Source organism: Aquimonas sp. (genome assembly GCF_044377145.1).
GTDB lineage: Bacteria > Pseudomonadota > Gammaproteobacteria > Xanthomonadales > Xanthomonadaceae > Aquimonas.
The window spans coordinates 24,563-44,283 of record NZ_JBILJQ010000027.1; the positions used below are offsets into that span (position 1 = coordinate 24,563).

Annotated in this window: 14 protein-coding genes; 7 read left to right on the plus strand and 7 right to left on the minus strand. The window is 65.1% G+C overall.

Annotated features, from left to right (window positions below):
* Window positions 1–146: 146 nt before the first annotated feature.
* Window positions 147–1,904 carry a M28 family peptidase gene (locus ACIQ7H_RS10215; RefSeq protein ID WP_395791037.1) on the minus strand — a complete coding sequence of 586 codons (1,758 nt, stop codon included), beginning with the start codon at window positions 1,902–1,904 and terminating at the stop codon, window positions 147–149.
* Between the two features lie 114 nt (window positions 1,905–2,018).
* Between ACIQ7H_RS10215 and ACIQ7H_RS10220 the strand changes: the two genes are divergently transcribed.
* The 7 genes from ACIQ7H_RS10220 (at window position 2,019) to putA (ending at window position 10,078) form a co-directional block, all read left to right on the plus strand.
* Window positions 2,019–2,465, plus strand: a complete 447-nt coding sequence (locus ACIQ7H_RS10220; protein WP_395791039.1) for an ion channel — start codon at window positions 2,019–2,021, stop codon at window positions 2,463–2,465.
* 149 nt (window positions 2,466–2,614) lie between these two features.
* Window positions 2,615–3,058, plus strand: a complete 444-nt coding sequence (aroQ, locus tag ACIQ7H_RS10225; RefSeq protein ID WP_395791041.1) for a type II 3-dehydroquinate dehydratase — start codon at window positions 2,615–2,617, stop codon at window positions 3,056–3,058.
* Window positions 3,059–3,104: 46 nt separating this feature from the next.
* A complete protein-coding gene (gene accB, locus ACIQ7H_RS10230; RefSeq protein WP_395791043.1) occupies window positions 3,105–3,584 on the plus strand; it encodes an acetyl-CoA carboxylase biotin carboxyl carrier protein in 480 nt (159 codons plus the stop codon).
* 17 nt (window positions 3,585–3,601) lie between these two features.
* Window positions 3,602–3,982 carry a four helix bundle protein gene (locus ACIQ7H_RS10235; protein WP_395791045.1) on the plus strand — a complete coding sequence of 127 codons (381 nt, stop codon included), beginning with the start codon at window positions 3,602–3,604 and terminating at the stop codon, window positions 3,980–3,982.
* Between the two features lie 49 nt (window positions 3,983–4,031).
* Window positions 4,032–5,399 carry an acetyl-CoA carboxylase biotin carboxylase subunit gene (gene accC / locus ACIQ7H_RS10240; protein ID WP_395791047.1) on the plus strand — a complete coding sequence of 456 codons (1,368 nt, stop codon included), beginning with the start codon at window positions 4,032–4,034 and terminating at the stop codon, window positions 5,397–5,399.
* A 301-nt stretch (window positions 5,400–5,700) separates the two neighbouring features.
* The gene (gene prmA / locus ACIQ7H_RS10245) at window positions 5,701–6,597 is read left to right on the plus strand and encodes a 50S ribosomal protein L11 methyltransferase (RefSeq protein WP_395791049.1); all 897 of its coding nucleotides are present in this window, start codon (window positions 5,701–5,703) and stop codon (window positions 6,595–6,597) included.
* 268 nt (window positions 6,598–6,865) lie between these two features.
* Window positions 6,866–10,078, plus strand: coding sequence for a bifunctional proline dehydrogenase/L-glutamate gamma-semialdehyde dehydrogenase PutA (gene putA / locus ACIQ7H_RS10250; RefSeq protein WP_395791051.1), 3,213 nt, complete (start codon window positions 6,866–6,868; stop codon window positions 10,076–10,078).
* A 127-nt stretch (window positions 10,079–10,205) separates the two neighbouring features.
* On the opposite strand, the gene ACIQ7H_RS10255 is transcribed toward putA, so the two are convergent.
* From ACIQ7H_RS10255 to ACIQ7H_RS10280, 6 genes are read right to left on the minus strand one after another with little or no spacing between them, the layout of a single operon-like run.
* Complete coding sequence (locus ACIQ7H_RS10255) at window positions 10,206–12,998, minus strand: ATP-binding protein (protein WP_395791053.1); 2,793 nt, start codon at window positions 12,996–12,998, stop codon at window positions 10,206–10,208.
* Between the two features lie 8 nt (window positions 12,999–13,006).
* On the minus strand, window positions 13,007–13,519 hold the full coding sequence (locus ACIQ7H_RS10260; protein ID WP_395791055.1) for a hypothetical protein: 513 nt from the start codon (window positions 13,517–13,519) through the stop codon (window positions 13,007–13,009).
* Window positions 13,516–14,649, minus strand: coding sequence for an AAA family ATPase (locus ACIQ7H_RS10265; protein ID WP_395791057.1), 1,134 nt, complete (start codon window positions 14,647–14,649; stop codon window positions 13,516–13,518). Before ACIQ7H_RS10265 ends, ACIQ7H_RS10260 begins: the two co-directional genes overlap by 4 nt.
* A 10-nt stretch (window positions 14,650–14,659) precedes the next feature.
* A complete protein-coding gene (locus tag ACIQ7H_RS10270) occupies window positions 14,660–17,593 on the minus strand; it encodes a DUF1156 domain-containing protein (RefSeq protein WP_395791059.1) in 2,934 nt (977 codons plus the stop codon).
* Window positions 17,590–18,231: a retron Ec78 anti-phage system effector HNH endonuclease PtuB gene (gene ptuB / locus ACIQ7H_RS10275; RefSeq protein ID WP_395791061.1), complete on the minus strand. Its 642-nt coding sequence runs from the start codon at window positions 18,229–18,231 to the stop codon at window positions 17,590–17,592. Before ptuB ends, ACIQ7H_RS10270 begins: the two co-directional genes overlap by 4 nt.
* Window positions 18,232–19,692 carry an AAA family ATPase gene (locus ACIQ7H_RS10280; RefSeq protein ID WP_395791063.1) on the minus strand — a complete coding sequence of 487 codons (1,461 nt, stop codon included), beginning with the start codon at window positions 19,690–19,692 and terminating at the stop codon, window positions 18,232–18,234.
* Between the last annotated feature and the right edge of the window lie 29 nt (window positions 19,693–19,721).

The window sequence follows — 19,721 nt, forward strand, 5'->3', positions numbered from 1 at the left end:
GACGCGTGCATCCGGGCTGCCGTTCGCGTCGCCCGACGATGAGTGTTGGACCCCCTCGGAACGATCGATCCTTCGCACCTTGAAGCCCCAAACACAAACCGGGCCACGTGGGCCCGGTTTGTGTGTCGCAGCTTGAAGCGCGCGGCTTACTGCGCGTGCTCGGGCGGCGCGCTGGCGTTGCCTGCCTCCAGCGAGGCCTCACGCGCGGCCTTGAAGGCGCTGGTCGGGTACCAGTTCGGCCAGGCTTCGCTGGTGACCAGCTGGTTGCCGACGCCGTACAGGGCTTCGAGGTCTTCCATCACGCCGGCCAGGTCCCAGTTCGGGTCGAACTCGTCGCCGGGCTTGTGGTAGCGGTTGGCGGTGTAGTCGGCGGCCAGCGCCTTGCCGTGCTCTTCGCCCTTCTCGACGTGATCGACGCCGCCCTTGGCGTACAGCGAGGGCACGCCGGCCTTGGCGAAGTTGAAGTGATCGGAGCGGAAGTAGAAGCCGCCCTGTGGCGCCGACTCCGGCTGCAGCACGCGGCTCTGGCTTTCGGCGATCGGGCGCAGGATGTCCTCAAGCTCGGAGCTGCCGAAACCGACCACGGTGAAATCACGGGTGCGGCCGATCACGCTCATCGCATCCAGATTGATCGTCGCCACGGTCTTGTGCAGCGGAATCACCGGGTTGCCGACGTAGTACTTGGAGCCGAGCAGGCCGGATTCTTCCAGGGTGACAATCAGGAACAGCAGCGAGCGCGCCGGCTTCGGGCCGGTGGCGAACTTCTCGGCGATCTCCAGCACACCGGCCACACCGGTGGCGTTGTCGATCGCGCCGTTGTAGATCTGGTCGGCGCCGGGCTGGAAGCTGCGGCCCAGGTGGTCCCAGTGGGCCATATAGACCACGGCCTCTTCCGCCTGCTGCGCGCCCGGCAGCATCGCCAGCACGTTCTCCGATTTGCCTTCACGCACGCTGCTCTTGACCGCCGCGCTGGCGGTGGCATTCAGCGGCACGGCGGTGAAACCACGCTGGCTGGCGGCAGTGCGCAGGGCGCTGAAATCCTGGCCGGCGGCGCTGAACAGCTGCTCGGCGCTGGGGCCGCTGATCCAGCCCTGCAGCGGCAGGCGCGGCTCGGGGTCGACGCTGACCGGCAGGTCGAACTGCGCGCCGGTCCAGCCGTTCTGCACCACTTCCCACGGGTAGGCCGCACCGGCGTCGTCGTGGACGATGATCGCCAGCGCCGCACCCTGGCGGGCGGCCTCTTCAAACTTGTAGGTCCAGCGCCCGTAGTAGGTCATGCGCTTGCCTTCGAACAGGCTCTCGTCATCGGTGTGGAAGCCCGGGTCGTTGATCAGCATGACCACGGTCTTGCCCTTGACGTCGAGCCCGGCGTAGTCGTTCCAGCCCAGCTCCGGCGCATTGACGCCGTAGCCGACGAACACCACTTCGCTGTCCGCCAGGTTCGATTCCGGTGCGCCGGTGCGGGTGCCGATCACCATTTGGGTGGCGTAGGCCGGCTTGATCTCGGTCTCGCCGACCTTGAAGCCCAGGCTCGCGCTGGGGTCGGTGGTGGTCGCCACCATCGGTACGGTCTGGAACCAGCTGCCGTTGTTGCCCGGCTGCAGGCCGAGGCGCTCGAATTCTTTCTGCAGATACTCGATGGTCTTCTTCTCGCCGGGGCTGCCCGGCGCGCGGCCCTCGAACTCGTCGGAGGCGAGAACGCGCACGTGTTCGGCATAGTCGCCCGGAGTGATCGCCGCCTCGAAGCTGTGACTGCTGGGTGCGGACGTCGTGGCCACGGCTGCCGGTGCTTCCGTGGCAGCGGGTGCTGCCGCAGCCGGCTCGGCGCTCGGCGGAGCTTCGGACGAGCAGGCGGCCAGGCCCAGGGCGAGCGGCAGGCTGGCCGCAAGCAGTGAAATTCGCATGCGCGGGTTCTCCAGATGGATGGGGCGCCGATGGTAGCAAGCGGATCCGCCGCCAGCGCCCGCCACAGGTCCCGGCTGCGGCGTAGGATGCGCTCGGGCGGCGCGGGAGGCCGGATGTACGCGGACTGGGGTGTCAATACGCTGGTGGTGGCAGCCACGCTCACAGTCGTGTCGCTGTGCGTGCTGCTGCACTACGAGGCGCTGGTCTGGCTGTCGGCACGGCTGCGCAAGCTCGAGATCCAGCGTCGCCGCAAGGTCCTGTACGGCGTCTACGCCCTGCTGCTCATCCATGTGGCCGAGATATGGCTGTTCGGGCTGGCGCTGTGGCTGTTGATGCAAGTGCCCGGGGCCGGCCATCTGAGCGGAATGGGCTATTCGGGTCTGCTTGACTCGATCTATCTCTCCGCGGCGAGCTTCACCACGGTGGGGTTTGGCGATCTGGCGCCCATCGGTCCAATCCGTTTCCTGGTCGGCACCGAGGCGCTGACCGGTTTCGTGTTGATCACATGGTCGGCCAGCTTCACCTTCATCGAGATGGAAACTTTCTGGCGCCGCGGCTGAGTTGGCCGCTGCAGACTCTGTTCAACAAGCGCCAAAATTCAAACACCGGCGATCTCCCGCCAACGCGCGGGTATCGGCTGGACAGTGTGCGGACTTCACGCGCACACTACGCGGCCCGTCGCCGACGGATTGCTCCAAAGGATCTACGCGTGGCGGCACTGCTGCTGATCAACGGCCCGAACCTGAACCTGCTCGGCACACGCGAGCCGGAAGTCTATGGCCGCACCACGCTGGCCGAGATCGAAGCCGACCTTAGCACCCGCGCTGAAGGCGCGGGGCATGTGCTGCACTGTTTCCACTCCAATGCCGAGCACGCCCTGATCGAGCGCGTGCACGCCGCGCGTATTGATGGCACCCAGTTCATCCTGATCAACCCGGGCGCCTACACCCACACCAGCATCGCCCTGCGCGACGCCCTGGCCGGGGTGGCGATTCCCTTCATCGAGCTGCACCTGTCGAACGTGCACGCCCGCGAGCCGTTCCGCCAGCACTCCTATCTGTCGGACATCGCGGTCGGCGTGATCACCGGCTTCGGTGCCGAAAGTTATCGGCTTGCGCTGAGCGCCGCGCTGTCGCGGCTGGGCGCGAGCTGAACCCTTACACCCCCGCCGCCGCGGGCATCAAGCGAACGAGGACTGCATGGATCTGCGCAAGATCAAGAAACTGATCGATCTGCTGGAAGAGTCGAACCTGACCGAGATCGAAATCCGCGAAGGCGAGGAATCGGTGCGACTGTCGCGTGCACCGCGTACCGCGCCGGCCCCCGCCCCGGTCTACCTCGAAGCCCCCCGCGCCGCGGCGCCACTGCCCGCACAAGGTCTGGTGTCGCCGACCGAAGCCGCCACCGGCAGCGTGAAGGGCAGCGCCAGCGCCGCACTCCCCGATGGCCACGTGGTGCGCTCGCCGATGGTCGGCACCTTCTACGCCTCGCCCAACCCCGACGCCCCGCCGTTCGTGAAGCTCGGCCAGGCGGTCAAGGTCGGCGAAACCCTCGGCATCATCGAGGCGATGAAGATGTTCAACCCGATCGAAGCCGACGTCGCCGGCACCGTGCTGGCGGTGCTGGTGTCGAGCGGCAAGCCGCTGGAGTTCGATGAGCCGATGTTTGTGATCGGCTGAAGCGCCGGGAGTCGGGAGTGGGGAATCGGGAATCGTCCAAGCGGCCGCACGAGCGGTTGGAGGTCTGGCGGGATGCCATGGACCTCGTGGAAGCGGTCTACCGGTTCTCCTCCCAGTTTCCTGATTCCGAGCGCTTTGGTCTGGTCTCGCAGATTCGTCGTGCGGCCGTCAGCGTTCCCGCAAACATCGCGGAAGGCGCAGCGCGCAGATCGACGCCGGAATACCTGCGTTTTCTGTCGATCGCGCGAGGCTCACTTTCCGAGGTCGACACCCACGTACAGATTGCGGAAAGACTCAAGCTCGCGAGCCCGAATGAAGCGGTGTCCGATCTGATTGACCGGTGCTTCGCCAAGCTGACCGCCCTGATGAACGCACTCGAACGTCCAGACCGCGGCTGAGCCGCTCTGAACGATTCCCCATTCCCGATTCCCGATTCCCGGCCCTCAAATGCTAGATAAAGTCGTAATCGCCAACCGAGGTGAAATCGCGCTGCGCATCCTGCGCGCCTGCCACGCCCTCGGCATCAAGACGGTCGCCGTGCACTCCACGGTTGATCGCAATCTCAAGCACGTCGCGATGGCGGATGAGTCGGTGTGTATCGGCCCGGCGCCGGCCACCGACAGCTATCTCAATGTGCCGGCGCTGATCGCCGCGGCCGAAGTCACCGACGCCCAGGCCATCCATCCCGGCTACGGTTTTCTGTCCGAGAACGCCGACTTCGCCGAGCGCGTCGAGCAGTCGGGTTTCATCTTCATCGGGCCCAAGGCCGAGACCATCCGCCTGATGGGCGACAAGGTCGAAGCGATCAGGGCGATGAAGGCGGCCGGTGTGCCTTGTGTGCCCGGCTCCGGCGGCCCGCTCGGCGATGATGGCGTGGAGAACATCCGCATCGCGCGCGAGATTGGTTTTCCGGTGATCATCAAGGCCAGCGGTGGTGGCGGTGGGCGCGGCATGCGCGTGGTGCACTCCGAAGCCGCGCTCAACAACGCCATCTCGACCACCCGCGCCGAGGCCAAGGCGGCCTTCGGCAACGACATGGTCTACATGGAGAAATTCCTCGAGAACCCGCGCCACGTCGAGATCCAGGTGCTGGCCGACGGCCAGGGCAATGCGATCCACCTCGGCGAGCGCGACTGCTCGATGCAGCGTCGGCATCAGAAGGTCGTTGAAGAAGCCCCCGCGCCCGGCATCACCGAGGAACAGCGCGCGCAGATCGGCGCGACCTGCGTCGACGCCTGCATCCGCATCGGCTACCGCGGCGCCGGCACTTTCGAGTTCCTGTACGAAGACGGCCGCTTCTACTTCATCGAAATGAACACCCGCATCCAGGTCGAGCACCCGGTGACCGAGCTGGTGACCGGCATCGATCTGGTCCGCGAACAGCTGCTGATCGCCGCCGGCCACAAGCTGTCGATCCGGCAGGAGGACATCGTCCTGCGCGGCCACGCGATCGAGTGCCGCATCAATGCCGAAGACCCCGAGAGCTTCATGCCTTCGCCGGGCCTGATCAAACATTTCCACGCCCCGGGCGGCCCCGGCGTGCGCGTCGATACCCACATCTACGAGGGCTATCGCGTGCCGCCGAATTACGACTCGATGATCGGCAAACTGATCGTCCACGGCGCCGACCGCGCCCAGGCCATCGCCCGCATGCGCGTGGCCCTGTCCGAAATGGTCGTCGACGGCATCAAGACCAATGTCCCCCTGCAGCAGCGGATCATGGCCGACAGCGGCTTCCAGGCCGGCGGCGCCAACATTCATTACCTTGAGAAAAAGCTGGCGCTGTTGAAGGAGAAGGGGATCGGGTTGGGCTGAGCCTCGCAGCCGGGATCCCGCAGCTTCGACCTCGCCGCAACAGGTCAGCGCAAGCCTGTCCAAACCCATAGGGTGGGTCCTGACCCACCGCGCAGATCGCCCCGCGGAAGGTTGCCCAACGGACCATTTGCTGCCGCGCTGGTCATGCATTGCTGCCACGCGCGCCGCCGCCCGCACGGGGGCGACACGACCACCCTCGGCCACGCCTCCGAGCAAGGTTCGCGTCGCCTGGCGAGGGGCCGCCCACGGTGGGCCAAGACCCACCCAATGTTTGATTGACCTGTTTCAAACCGGATCGCCGATGCCCCACCTCAAACTCCGCCTGACCTGCACCTTGGCCCAGCAGCCCGCCGTCGAAGACGCGCTGGAGCAGCTCGGCGCACTTGCTGTGACGCTGAACGATGCGCATGCCGATGCGCCGGATGAACAGGCGATTTTCGAGCCCGGCGTCGGCGAGATGCCGCTGTGGGGCGAGATCGTGCTGGAGGCGCTGTTCGAGACCGACGCCGACGAAGACGCCCTGCACGAGGCGCTGGCCGAGCGGGTGCCGGCGGAAGTTTCCGACAGCGTCGAGTTCGAGCAGGTGGCGGACCAGGACTGGGAGCGCGCCTGGATGGATCAGTACCAGCCGATGCAGTTCGGCCGCCGGACCTGGGTCTACCCCTGGAACATCGAGCCGCCGGCGGACCCCGAACTGGCGATCGTTCGCCTGGACCCGGGCATGGCCTTCGGCTCCGGCACCCATCCGACCACGGCGCTGTGCCTGGCCTGGCTGGACGGGCTGGATCTCGCTGGCAAGACGGTGCTCGATTTCGGCTGTGGCTCGGGCGTGCTGGCGCTGGCGGCGCTGGTGCTTGGCGCCGAGCGCGCGGTCGGCGTCGATAACGACCCGCAGGCCTTGACCGCCACCCTCGACAACGCCGAGCGCAACGGCTTCGGCGCGCGTATCGCCGTCTACATGCCCGAGGACGAACCCGCCGCGCAGTACCCGGTGGTGGTCGCGAACATTCTCGCCGTCGCGCTGGATGAACTCGAACCCTTGCTAGCCGCGCGCTGCGCACCCGGTGGCCTGATCGCCCTGTCCGGCATCCTCGATGGGCAGGAGGACGAGCTGCTGCTGCGCTACGCCCCGGACTTCACCGACCTGCGCGTGGATCGCCGCGAGGACTGGGTGCGGATTTCGGGGCGGAGGCGGTAAGCGGGGAATCGGGAATCGGGATTCGGGATTCGGGATTCGGGATTCGGGATTCGGGATTCGGGATTCGAAGCTCGCGGAGTGCAGTTCGACGGCTTGCCCACACGCAGCGCGCTCTGGCGCTGCGTGTGGCTTCAGCGAAGCCTCGTGGGTTCAACATGTGGCTGCTTGGCAAGTTGAATCCCGAATCCCGAATCCCGGCTCTCCATCCATACGCTTCCGCACTCGCGGCAGCGCCCCTAGACTACGCAGGCCCTGCTGCGCCGTTCCGGTGTGGCGGCTTCAAGCCCCTGCAAGGTTGCCTGTGAACACCCCCATCCTGACCCCGGAACTGCCGGCCGCCAGCACTCCGCTGCGCGCTGCCCTCACTGCCGCCTGGCTGCGCGATGAAGATCAGCATGTGCGCGCCCTGCTGGCCGAAATCCAGCTCGATGCCGATGCCCGAGCACGCGTGCAGGCCACTGCTGTTGACCTGGTCGAGCGTGTGCGCAAACGCGCCCAGGACCAGGGCGCGATCGAGGCCTTCATGCGCGAGTACGACCTCTCCTCCGAGGAAGGCGTGCTGCTGATGTGCGTGGCCGAGGCCCTGCTGCGCATCCCCGACAGCGAGACCGCCGATCGCCTGATCCGCGACAAGCTCGGCGATGCCGACTGGGGCAAGCATGTCGGCCAGAGCGATTCGCTGTTCGTCAACGCCAGCACCTGGGGCCTGATGCTGACCGGGCGCATGGTCGGCCTGGCCGAGGAAACCCGCGGCAATTTTGTCGGCGCGCTGAAGCGTCTCGTCGGCCGCGCCGGCGAACCCGTGGTGCGACTGGCGGTGCGGCAGGCGATGAAGATCATGGGCCACCAGTTCGTGATGGGGCGGACCATTGAGGAAGCCCTCAAGCGCAGCAAGAAAGGCGAGAACGCGCGCTACCGCTACAGCTACGACATGCTCGGCGAAGGCGCGCTGACCCAGGCCGATGCCGACCGCTATCTGGAGGCCTACCGCAAGGCGATTCTGGCCATCGGCAGCACCGGCCCGTTTGCCGATGTGTTCGACGCACCTAGCATCTCGGTGAAACTCTCGGCCCTGCACCCGCGCTACGAGCACGGCAAGCGCGCGCGGGTGCTGGGCGAACTCGCCCCGCGTGTGCTGCAGCTGGCCCAGCTGGCGCGCGCGCAAGGCATCGGCTTCACGATCGATGCCGAAGAAACCGACCGGCTCGAACTCAGCCTCGACCTGATCCTGCAGGTGTTCGCCGATCCCTCGCTGGACGGCTGGCAGGGCTATGGTCTGGCCGTGCAGGCCTACCAGAAGCGCGCGCCGCAGGTGATCGATCTGGTCGCCGAGGCCGCCCGCAAAGCCGGCCGCCGCATTCCGATGCGCCTGGTCAAGGGCGCCTACTGGGATGCCGAAGTGAAGCGCGCCCAGGTCGAAGGCCAGGCCGGCTATCCGGTGTTCACCCGCAAGCCGAATACCGACCTGAGCTATCTCGCCTGCGCGCGCCGCATGCTCGCTACCATCGATGCGCTGTACCCGATGTTCGCCTCGCACAATGCCCACACCATCGCCGCCATCCACCAGATGGCGCTCGGCATGCTGGGCGCGGTCGAGCCCACCGCGCCGCCACGCTTCGAGTTCCAGAAGCTGCACGGCATGGGCGATGACCTCTACGCCGAAGTGATCGGCCCGGATCGCCTGAACGTGCCCTGCCGCGTGTACGCGCCGGTCGGCAGCCATGAAGATCTGCTGCCGTATCTGGTCCGCCGCCTGCTGGAGAACGGCGCCAACTCCAGCTTCGTCAATCGCATCACCGATCCCGCGATCAGCCCGCTGGATCTGGTCGCCGACCCCACCGAAACGGTGCGCGGTTTCGCCAATGCCGCGCATCCGCGCATTCCCCTGCCTCTCCACCTGTACGGAACCGAACGAGCCAACTCCATGGGCATCAACCTCGCCGACGACAACGCGCTGCGCGCCCTGGCCGAGCGCATGAATGCGCTCAAGTTCCCGATCGAGGTCAAGCCGCTGGTGCCGGGCGCGAACAGCAGCGGCGAGTGGTTCGAGGTGCGCTCGCCGTCGGACCGCCGCCAACAGCTGGGCCGTTGGCAGGCCGCCGACGCGGCGACGGTCGAACGCGCCATCACCAATGCCGAACAGGCCCAGCCCGGCTGGGACGCACTGCCGGCGGCCTCACGCGCCAAGATCATCGAGCACGCCGCCGAGCTGATGGAACAGCGCATGCCCGAGTTCATGGCACTCGCCACCCGCGAGGCCGGCAAGACGCTGGCTGACGGTATTGCCGAAGTGCGTGAGGCGGTCGACTTCTGCCGCTACTACGCAGTGCAGGGCCGGCGCCTGTTCAACCAGCCGGAAGTGCTGCCCGGCCCGACCGGCGAGAGCAACACCCTGCACCTGCACGGCCGCGGCGTGTTCGTCTGCATCAGCCCGTGGAACTTCCCGCTGGCGATCTTCATCGGCCAGGTGGTGGCAGGGCTGGTCGCCGGCAATGCGGTGATTGCGAAGCCGGCAGAACAAACCACCCTGATCGCGCACGCCGCAGTCAAACTGCTGCACGAGGCCGGCGTGCCCGAGGACGTACTGCAGCTGGTCCCCGGCGACGGCCCCACGGTCGGCGCACCGCTGACCCGCGACCCGCGCATCGCTGGCGTGGCCTTCACCGGCTCCACCGACGTCGCGCGCCTGATCAACCGCACCCTGGCCGAACGCGACGGCCCGATCGGCGTGCTGATTGCCGAAACCGGCGGCCAGAACGCGCTGATCGCCGACTCATCCGCGCTGCCGGAGCAGCTGGTGAAGGACGCCATCAGCGGCGCATTCGGTTCTGCAGGGCAACGGTGTTCGGCCGCGCGCGTGCTGTTCGTGCAGGCCGACATCGCCGACAAGGTGATCCACATGCTGGCCGGCGCGATGGCCGAGCTGAAAGTCGGCGACCCCGGCCTGCTCAGCACCGACGTCGGCCCGGTCATCGACGAAGAGGCCAAGGGCATTCTCGACGCCCATGCCGCGCGCATGGACGCAGAGGCCAAGCGCATCGCCAGCGCACCGCTCGGCGAGGGCTGCAGCCACGGCACCTACTTCGCCCCCCGCGCCTACGAGATCCCCAGCCTGTCGACGCTGAAGCGCGAAGTGTTCGGCCCGGTGCTGCACGTGCTGCGCTGGCAGGGCAATGACCTCGACGGCGTGATCAAGGCCATCAACGCCACCGGCTACGGCCTCACCCTCGGCATCCACTCGCGCATCAACGAAACCATCGACAAGATCAGCAAGCAGGTGCGCGTCGGCAACACTTACGTCAACCGCAACCAGATCGGCGCCGTCGTCGGCGTCCAGCCTTTCGGCGGCGAAGGCCTGTCCGGCACCGGCCCCAAAGCCGGCGGCCCGCACTACCTGCTGCGCTTCACCACCGAGCGCACGCTGACCGTCAACACGACGGCGGCGGGGGGGAATGCTTCGTTGTTGACGTTGGATGAGTGACGGGTCCCATGCGTAGCTAAACCCGGGCAGCTACGGGCTCGCCCTACGGCGAGTCCGTAGCCGATGAAACTGGCTTGGCTAGACTTTCGCGAGTCGAGCTCTCAGCGATCGGCGAAGAATCGCGGAACTACTCAAACTCCGACGTCTTCATCCCCAGCACTTTGCTGTTTTCCTTCGCTGCGCGAACCACGCCGTCTCCGAAGCCTCGCGGGTCCTCGGCCTCGATGTCCACGCGGATGCGAACCTTGGTTCCGTGGGTCGCGCTGAAGAGCTCCACCAGCTCAGAGACAATGGTCGAGAACTTGAGCGAAGCGGTCACCGCGTCCAACTCAGCAGTGGCATAGAAGCGCGTTACCACCTGCTTTGGCGCAGTCGTCGATGTGTTCGCCGTGGTTGTCGTAGGCGTGTGCGATCCCGGCTGACCTTGCGGCGCTTCGGAGGGCTGCGCCGGCTCGGCCGGCGGCACGCGAGTCGCTTCCTCGTAGGCAGCCGCATGTCTGGGTTCAATGAGAAGCAGTGCGTCGAGAAAGGGTGTGGTTGCCTTGCCGAACACGAATCCCCGATAGGCGCCATCGAGCTTGTCAGTTGCCAAGCCGAAGAAGTCTCGGCTGGTCGCCCCGGCTGCGATGGTGGTTTGCATCACCGTGGACTTGGCCAGCCGCGGCAAGTAGATGTAGCTGCACATCTTCTGCCACACATCCAGCGCCGATACTTCTGCCGCGCCGTCTTTCCAGAACCAAGCCTTCAGCAGATTGTGCAGGTGCACGGGCGCCCACTCGTTGATGACCAACTCGTTCTCCACCAAGGCTCGGTCGACTTCCCTGCCAATGCCCGGCGCTGCTGGGTTGAGCGCAAAGGCCTCCCACTCGACATCTCCCAAGCTGCCGTCCCGCTTGGTGGACTGGCTGGGTGCAACCAGCCACTTGAACGTGTCACGCACCAAACGGTGCACGGTATCGCGTGATTGCTCGCGATTCTGGGTCGCTTGGCGTGTCTGCAGCGCGTCGAGGTTCAAGCGGAGCTCGCGAATATCCGATTCGATGCTCTGCCAGGCCAGCAAGGCACGCACCGTGTCTTTCAGATGCATGATCTGATCTGAGTCTGCCGCGAGAAACAGCAGTCGATTCTGTCTCTGTCGCGGCTGTCCGCCGCGCTCGCGAAGGATCGCGATCGCCGCATCGCGTGCCGGGTTCGGGCCCGAGCGGGTCCAAGCCGTGTTCGGGCCCAAGATCACCAGACGCAGCGACCAGTCATCGGGCACGTCAGCAGACGGCGTGAAGTAGTGCACGCCCTCGACGCATACCTGGCCCATAACGCGCTGCACCGCATCGCGCACCGCATCGACCACCTCGCCATCGCCAAAGCGTCGTTTGCGCTCCTCCATCTCGCGGCGAAGGTTGGGGCGCACGTCCAGCCACCAGCGGTTGTTGCCCTTGTTCAAAAAGGTCAAACGCGATTCGAGGCGTCCCAGCGCATCGCGATACACATGGGGTGCTTGCCCAGGCTGCAGCGAACCGAGCACGACCCGCTCGGTTTCGAGACCCTTTGCAAGCGTGCTCGTCCCCGTCGGAGCGCTGCCCAGGAAGATGCAGCGCGTCACTCGCCGGCAGGCTTGAACCGCGCCGAAGCGAGGCTCGCGCAGGTCCAGCTCGGTCGGTTCCGCGCGCTCGCCGTCGACATCGTGCTCCAGCACCGGGTCCCAGCCTGGCGGCAGGTAATTGGTCAGCTCGGTGCGCACCGGCCCGTCGTACAGCGGCAGGCTACTCGGCATCAGCAACAGATCCTGATTGCCGTCTTGCCAAAGGCGATGAATCACCTTCGCCATCAGCTTCAGCACGCCGCGAGTGCGCTGAAAATTTGGCAAGGTGGACCAGTCGGTGTACAGCCGCTCAAACACTTCCGGATGAATGGGATAGGCGGCCTGCATGCGCCGCAGGTAAGCGCCTTCCTGCGTCTCGCCCGGCAGATCAGCCGCATGCGTCACATAGTGATCGGCGAACGCCCTGCACGTCGCATCAGCGGCGGCACGGTCGTTGATGTGGGCGAACAATCGGCGGCGTACGATCTCGAACGCCTCCTCGGTGGCAACCGGCTTCCACAGCGCCTGCACACGCGCGAAGTAGTGCTCCAGCGCTTGCAGCGACTTGATGCCCTGCTGGTCGACGGTTTCCCGATGCGATTCCGGCAGCGAACCCAGCAGCACCGCATCGGGCACGGCCTTCATCGCTTCGGTCAATGCCTGGATGAACGAAAGGTTCGAACCGAAGCTGCCGCCCGACAGCGACTTGCCATCTTCGAACTGGCGGATGTAGGCCACCATCTCGTCCAGCAGCACCACGCAAGGCGCCGCGCCTGCGATCAGCGCGGTCAGCACATCCTTGCCCGGCGAGGTGCCCGAAGCGTCGGAGTCCGCCACCTGCGCATAGCCCGCCGCGCCGCCCAACTGCCAGGCAAGTTCGCCCCACAAGGTCCGGATGCTGTGCCCGTCCACCTTGCGCGGCTGGTTCGGCGCTAGCCGCGTGCCATCCAGCACAGCGACCTTCGCCTTCGGTAGCGAATCGAGGCCCGCTGACTCAAGTATCGCTGCGACCCCGGACAACTCATGCGCCGCCACCGTGCCTTGGGCCAGATGCAGCACCGCCAGCATAGTGTGCGTCTTGCCGCCGCCAAACGCAGTCTGCAGCTGGATGACCGGATCACCGCCGCGGCCCGCCAGTCGCCGCACCACCGAGTCCAACAGCAGGCGCATGCCTTCGGTGATGTAGGTGCGCTGGAAGAACAACACCGGGTCTTGGTACTCGGCCGTCGCCGAGCCCTCGAACACGCGGGTGATATCGGCCGCGAACTCGGCCTGCTGGAAGGTGCCTTTGAGCACATCTTCGTGGGGGACGGCGATTTCGCGCCAGGGTTTCAAGTTCACAGCGGCCCCTAAAGCTGAGTTGTCCACGGCAAGCGTGGAGAGTTGATATCGCCGACGATGCACTCTGCATGCGCATCCACCGCGCGCACCTCGCGTCGCAGCTGTATCCGTGCGTCGACCGGATCGACCACCTGTGGGAAAAGGCGCGACGGGCTGGTCGGCTGGGCCAGCTGCACCGCGATGCGGATGTCCTGGCAATCTAAAGCCTGCTCAGCGAAAGCACGCTCAGCCGGATCATTCGCGCGCACACGTGCAGCGGCCAGCCCCGCCAGCGTCGCCTTCACCTTTGCGGCGACCTCTGCAAAAACGGTGCTCGGCTTGCTGCGGCGGCTTCGGCGGTAGTCCTTGATCTCGACCAGCCACAGCACACCCCCGCCAAGCGCAACGGCGTCCATGGCCTTGGAGCCACCCGCAAAGCTCTGGAACTGATTGCGATGGAAGGCGGAGTCGTCGTACTTCCAGATCCACCAGCCGCTCGGTACTGTCAACCGAACCCCATCGACATCCACAACCGCGGTCATCGGCTGGACTCCAGATAGCGATCGCTCTGTTTCAGGCTCTCGTCCAGCAGCACCAAGGGATCGACCTCGGCAATGTCCTCACCCTGGCTGACTTCAACGCCCTGGCGCCCCAGCCCCAGGCTGAAGTAGCGGGGGCGTGGTCCAACGGCAGTCTTGGACGAGCCCTGCAGAATCTCCACTTCGCGCAGCAGAAACAGGCTGTGGGTGGCGAGGATTACCTGCACCCCCCGGTCCGACAACAGATGCAAGGCCCGGATCAGCAGCTTGACGGCCGACGGGTTCAGGTTGGCTTCGGGCTCATCCCAGAACAGCGTGCTGCCCGGCTCGATCAGACCGTTGCGCAGCAGATAGACCAGCATCGCCAACTTGCGATGGCCTTCGGCGAGGAGCTGCGAGAGCAGTCGAGAACCATCCTCCTGCACGAACACCAGCTCATCCTGCTCCAGCTTCAAGTGGCCCCCCAGCAGTCGCTGGATATCCTGGGTGACACCGAGCAGCAGCGGCGAAGGCTCGCGCGGTTCCAGGGTGGACATCGCAACCGCCAGGTCCCGATACGTATCGTCCAGCGGAAAGTCGCGATAGGTTTCGAACAGACCGATCAGGCCCTTGAACAGGGACACCATCTCCTTGCTGGGCACGAAGACCTGGCGCGGCAGAAAGGCGTTGTTCGCGGCCGAGTCGGGCACCACCTCGGGCAGAACTTCCGTGCTCAAGGCACCCACGCCCTGCGCGCGTTTGATCACAACTGTCCACGGCATGGCTTCGAGCAGCCCGGGTGATGTCGGCGCCGGTTCATTCGCCGTTCGCACCGAGACCGTGGGGATGTGACCGTGGACATTGGCCTTCAGGCGCGCGCCGTTCTTGTGGCCCTTGCGGATCAACAAGCCCAGGTCGGACGTACGAAACAGGCCCGCCAGGCGCTCGGCCAGGTAGGCCTCGGCACTTTTTTGCGTCACCCGCAGCCGTTTGGATTGCAAGTCGGGCCACGCGCGGCCAAACAGATAGGCCAGCTTGAGCAGGTGCGTCTTGCCGGTGCCGTTGTCGCCCACGATCACGTTCAAGCCTTCCGAGAATCGGAACTTGGCATCCCGAAACACGGTGAACTGGGAAACGTACAGTTCGCTCAGCATAGGTTCGCCCTCAGAGATCGAATGCAGTTTGCGCGTGGATCGGCCCCGCCTCATGCGACGCCGCCTCAATCGCATGCCAGGCCGTGACCAGTTCGTTATACCCGCGCGCATCCTCGGCCCAGCCCTTGCGCTCGCACAGGGTGTACAGCCAGTACGCCAGCCGGCGGATGTCGGCGCTGCGTTCGGGCATGCGCGCCAGCAGGCGGCCAGCGGCGGATTCGCCGCCCTGGTTCAGCGCGCGCACGAGCTGGTGCAGGGCTTCCCAAACAGGGGTGCGATTGTCGTGCTGCGGGTCCCAGTCGGTGGGGTAGTCGGCGGGTTTCAGCAGCTTGACCTTGCCGCCCTTGGCGGTGATCACCCCGGCCTGCTCGACCGCGAGCACCGATGTCGCCTTCGCTTGGGCCAGCACGTTCGCGGTTCCGAATTCGCCGGCCGACCAGCCGACATCCTGAAACCAGCCGAGGCAAAAGTTGGTGTCGGCGTCGAAGTTCTCGCCGCCCAGCGCTTCGTCGACCTGCTTGTTGATCAGGGTCAGCGCGGTGTGCACGCTCATTGGCTCGCCATTGGCTTCGAGCACAGCGGAATACTTCGAAAACACCGCCATGCCGGGGCCGATGGCGGCCTGGGCCAAGTCGACCGGCGCGATCGGCGAGATATTGCCCTCGCCGCCGAGCATCGCCACCAGGGCCTCGGCCAGTTCGTCTTTCAGCTCGCGCAAAAAGTCCTTGCGAGAGATGGACGGCGCATCGTCGGCGCGGCGGCGGCAGACCAGGATGATGCTGGAGGCGAGCGCGTTGTTTCCGACCCCTACCTGGCGGTTGTCCCCCTCCGTTTGCACGGGCCAGGTGCCAGAGATCGACAGGCCCGCGCGCAACACCGCGGCAAGGAAGGTCTCCCATCCTGTCGATGCTGTGCCCTTGTCCTTGGTTTCGGATTGTTTGAACGCGTAATAGATTGTGATGGGAAAGGCAGGGTGCGACGACTCCCCCACTCGATGCATCGCATCGGTCATGCCAGCCAAGAAGAACTGCTCAGCCTCCTTTTTGCCACCGTGCCGATAGGGCGTAGCAACCAACTCCTCTGCCTTTGGAACCGCCAAGGTGGAGAAAAGATTGGGAAATTGCTGTCGCAGGATCCGACGCAGGCAGACATAGAAGAAATCAGACAGGTCCGCATATCCGATGTTGTCGTAGTAGGGCGGGTCGGTGCTGATAACAGGACGTGTCGCCCAGCCGTCTGGGAAGGCCCCGGCGGCATTTCTTTGTAGGGCATGGCCCGCGCTTCCGCTGTGGGGTGCAAGCGAGGTCGCGACGACCTTGGACACGACTGTCGCGCACTCGACGAACCCGGCGCTGGACTCTCCGAAAGGGTTGCCCTCAGCGAAGTCCCAAGTCATCGGAATGGCCTGCTTGGACATGCCGGAGCGCATGGCATTGTCTTTCGGCCGCCAGGTTGCGATCGAGCAACCGTAGTCGTAAGCGCGGCTCGCTGCGAAAGCGAGATAGGTGGCCACAGCCTCTGCATATGCTGTTGCCCCAGAACCACCGGCATCCAGCCCGCGTCCGTCATCAGCCATGCCGGTTTGCAGAGCGTCGGCGCGAATGCGCTCGCGAGCCTCGGCCACGAGATCGGAGAAGGTGGTCAGTGCGACGAGCTGGCGGGGGGTGAATAGGTCGCCAAACGTCTTCAGCCCGTACAAGGGTGGGGAGAACCAGCGCGGGTTCTCCGGCATCAGTACGTCTGGCTGCCATGTAGGCTGCGCGGATCTGGCGATGGCTTCCATCGCCTCGCTAGGGTCCAGATAGACACGGCTGCGGGCGCCTTCGGCAACGACGGCCATCAGCCGTGCGCCCATGCGGCCTGCGTTGGCTTGGGCGTAGATGTGCTGCGACTCGATTGGCGTATCCGACATCACGCAGCGGAAGTTGGCGCCGCGCGAGAGTTTGGTGCCGGCCTTGGCCGACTCAGGCGGCTTGCCATGCCCCGCTGCCACGCTTCGCACTTCAAACCGGTAGCTGCTGCCGCTCAGTATCGGTTCCACCCAGGCCTCTTTACCTGCCTTGGTTGACAGCAGAAAGGTCGAGGCCAGCGGCACCTCGACCTGCGAATAGGCCGGGTTCGGGCTGCGCACGGTGCGCGCCCACAGCCAGGCGATCACGGTGAGCTGCTGGCCCGCCAGCGGCTTCAAGTCTGGCCGCTGCGCGGCCATCTCGGCGGTGATTTCGATACGCGGGTACAGGTGGCCGATACGCTGCTCGGCCTGTTCGCGCATCCAGTGTCCATAGCGGCGCACATCCTCAGCCAGGCCCTTGGCACCGGACCAGTCCTCGTGCAGTCGGGCTTGCTTCTCGCTGGCCGGCAGCGGCCCCACCGGCGCGCAGCCGGCGAACTTCGGCGGGATCTCGATCATCGCCTTGTTGATCAGCACCGCCACCGGGTTGAGGTCTGAGGCGTGCGCTTCCAGGCCCAGCCGCTGCGCTTCAAGCGGAATCGCGCCGCTGCCGCCGAAAGGGTCGTAGAAGCCCGGCAGCGTGTTCGGGTTGAACAGCTCGGCCGCCCGCGGGTGCTTTTCATTGAGCTTGCAGGTTTCCCGCCAGCTCTTGCGAATCTCCTCGCGTGCAGCGTCTAGCACAGCCTCGTTATTGGTATTGCCCCAGAGCACCAGTTTGCGAATGATGTCGAACAGCCGTTCGCGCTGAATCGCAGCTTCCTTCTTGTTGACTCCCCGCTGGAACCCACCGCCTGACTCGTAGCCCGGATCGTTCACCATCTGCGCAAACAACACCGCCCGGGCGGCCGCAGGCGGGCGTTGGGCCCACCACTTGTGCAGCGCAGTCGGATAGCCGGCCGGTGCCTTGCGCTTTCTGAGCGAGGCCTCCTCGTTGATGTCGTCGAGAGGGAGCGCGACTTCGATGAGCTTCTTGGGGGATCTGATAACTGTCATGGGCTCTGGCGCGTCAGCACGTGCCGGATCGCGGTCACGAAGGGGAGGTGTTCGATGTTCTGGAGTTCCTGCTGCAGCAAGGGCATCCACTCGGTCTCGGGGAAGTGCTCAGCGAACTCCGCAAATTGCTCCGCCGTCTGGACATAGCCGCTGACTTCGCGGTGCCGAATCTGTTCAAGCGCAGCATCCAGATTGAGGATACGGATGGTTTCGGTCGCTCTTCTCAGCTCGTCCGACGACAGCCCCTCTCGGGGCGACACCGCCCCGGTTGGTGCGAACACCAGAAAGTGCTCTGGGTCCTCGATATCGGGCTTGATCAGGTGTTGCGGGTCGTACATCCCGCACGAGTCCTTGTGCTTGCCGCAGCTTGTCGACCGCATGCAGGAGCCGAACAGATTGGCCCAATCAAACGTGCCTTGCGGAAAGCGGCCGCGTTGCCGGAAATGTTCGATGTGACGGTTGTTTGCGGAAGTCTGTGCCTCGCAGTAGGCACAGCGTTCGCCTTGCATCGCGTCGAGTTTTTCCCAGATGGCCTGTCGTTCCGGCTGGGTGGGACAGCCGCCACCCCAAGTGTCGACGCCATGTCGATATCGACCCAAGCCTGAAGGTACAAGCGGGTCGCGATGTAGGCGGTGCATTCAGTCTTGCCCCGTCGGTAGCGGAAGTTTCTGCTTGAAGCCTTGCAGACGAATCATGCGATCGCACTCGCGGAGAACGGGATGGGAATCACCGAAATGGGCGCTCAAGCGCGCGCGCAGCTGGCCTCCTTCGTTGGTGTTGTGAAGGTTCTGTTGGATGAGTGCGTGGAAGCTCGACACCATCCGCGCTTCTGGAAGGTCGGGGATGGGGTTGACGCCCATGATCTCCGCGAGCAAGTCCGAGCTTGCGACGCCCTTCGTTTGCGCAAAACCTGACTGGATGGAGAAGCTGCGCCCTGCCGTTTCTGGATCGGGCTCTTCTTGGATCAAGCGGATGCACGCAGCGTCAACGCTGGTCAGCACTTGAGGACTGTGTGTGGTCACGATGAACTGCGTGCCTGGAAACGCCCGCATCAGGTCTGCCAGAACCCGCTGCTGCCAGGCAGGGTGCAGGTGCAGATCGATCTCGTCTATGAGCATCACCGCAGGCGCGAACTTGGTGGCTACGCCGGTCCCGAGTCCTGGCATCGATCGGTCAAGGCGCTGCAGTCGCTCCAACAGATCGTCAACCGCGGCTTTGTTGTCTTTGATATCCAGGTGATCGTTGCCCAGCGCTAGTCGCCGGGCAAAGTCCATCCCGAGCGCGAGCATGCTCTGGTAGCCCTGGCTCAGCTGCGTGACACGGAGTGGGGTCTCACTCGTCTTCGAGACGACGACGAAGCGATGCTGATCGTTGAAGTAGGGGTTGCCGTAGTCGTCGTTGAGCAGCAGGCGGATCGCCTCTCGAACGGCATCCAAGGCCAGTGAGGCTTTCCATTGCTCAGGTTTCAATCCCTTGTTCTTGCGCAGCTCGGACGCTTCCTCGCGATCAAACCATGCCAGCATCTCGCGGAAATCGGTCAAGGGGTTGAGTGCGTTGCTCAAGGCCGAGGTTGGATGATCGTAGTTGTTCTTGTTTTCCCGCAGCCGCTTCGGCTCCTCGATCCTCCCGCGTTGGCCACCGTAGTAGGCGCAGATCGGCAGAAGCTCTCGCACAGGGCGCTTGAAGCTCTCAGAAATCTCGGAGAGTCGCGCATAGAGAGGTTTGTGGCCGATGCGCTCTTCGGCACCAGCGCGTTTGTTCTTGCCAGAGGCGCGCCACTCGTCCCAGCGTAAGCCTTCAGTGGTCTCGACGATGACTTGGGTGAAGTCGCTGGCGACCCAGCGTTCGCTATTACCTCTTCTTCCCGCGGGAACCAGTCGAAAGTCGGTATCCAGAATCTTCGCGCCGACGGTGGACAGGCGTTGGTTGGCCGACGAAAGCTGGCTCAAGATCGGCGCCAAGCCCACGGCAATGCCATCGAGGATTGCGGTCTTGCCTGCACCATTCACTCCGACCAGCACTGTGAGCTGCGGATGCAGGTCGACGTCGATGTGCTCAAAGCATCGGAAGTTCTTGAGCGTGACCTTCTTCAGGTACATGGAACATCTCTCATCTGTGTATGGGGCGT

What these genes read in the sequence shown, in the direction of transcription:
- ACIQ7H_RS10215 (WP_395791037.1), bottom strand. Translation starts at nt 1,904, where the DNA reads ATGCGAATTTCACTGCTTGCGGCCAGCCTGCCGCTCGCCCTGGGCCTG.
- ACIQ7H_RS10220 (WP_395791039.1), top strand. Translation starts at nt 2,019, where the DNA reads ATGTACGCGGACTGGGGTGTCAATACGCTGGTGGTGGCAGCCACGCTC.
- accB (WP_395791043.1), top strand. Translation starts at nt 3,105, where the DNA reads ATGGATCTGCGCAAGATCAAGAAACTGATCGATCTGCTGGAAGAGTCG.
- accC (WP_395791047.1), top strand. Translation starts at nt 4,032, where the DNA reads ATGCTAGATAAAGTCGTAATCGCCAACCGAGGTGAAATCGCGCTGCGC.
- prmA (WP_395791049.1), top strand. Translation starts at nt 5,701, where the DNA reads ATGCCCCACCTCAAACTCCGCCTGACCTGCACCTTGGCCCAGCAGCCC.
- ACIQ7H_RS10260 (WP_395791055.1), bottom strand. Translation starts at nt 13,519, where the DNA reads ATGACCGCGGTTGTGGATGTCGATGGGGTTCGGTTGACAGTACCGAGC.
- ACIQ7H_RS10265 (WP_395791057.1), bottom strand. Translation starts at nt 14,649, where the DNA reads ATGCTGAGCGAACTGTACGTTTCCCAGTTCACCGTGTTTCGGGATGCC.
- ACIQ7H_RS10270 (WP_395791059.1), bottom strand. Translation starts at nt 17,593, where the DNA reads ATGACAGTTATCAGATCCCCCAAGAAGCTCATCGAAGTCGCGCTCCCT.
- ptuB (WP_395791061.1), bottom strand. Translation starts at nt 18,231, where the DNA reads ATGCACCGCCTACATCGCGACCCGCTTGTACCTTCAGGCTTGGGTCGA.
- ACIQ7H_RS10280 (WP_395791063.1), bottom strand. Translation starts at nt 19,692, where the DNA reads ATGTACCTGAAGAAGGTCACGCTCAAGAACTTCCGATGCTTTGAGCAC.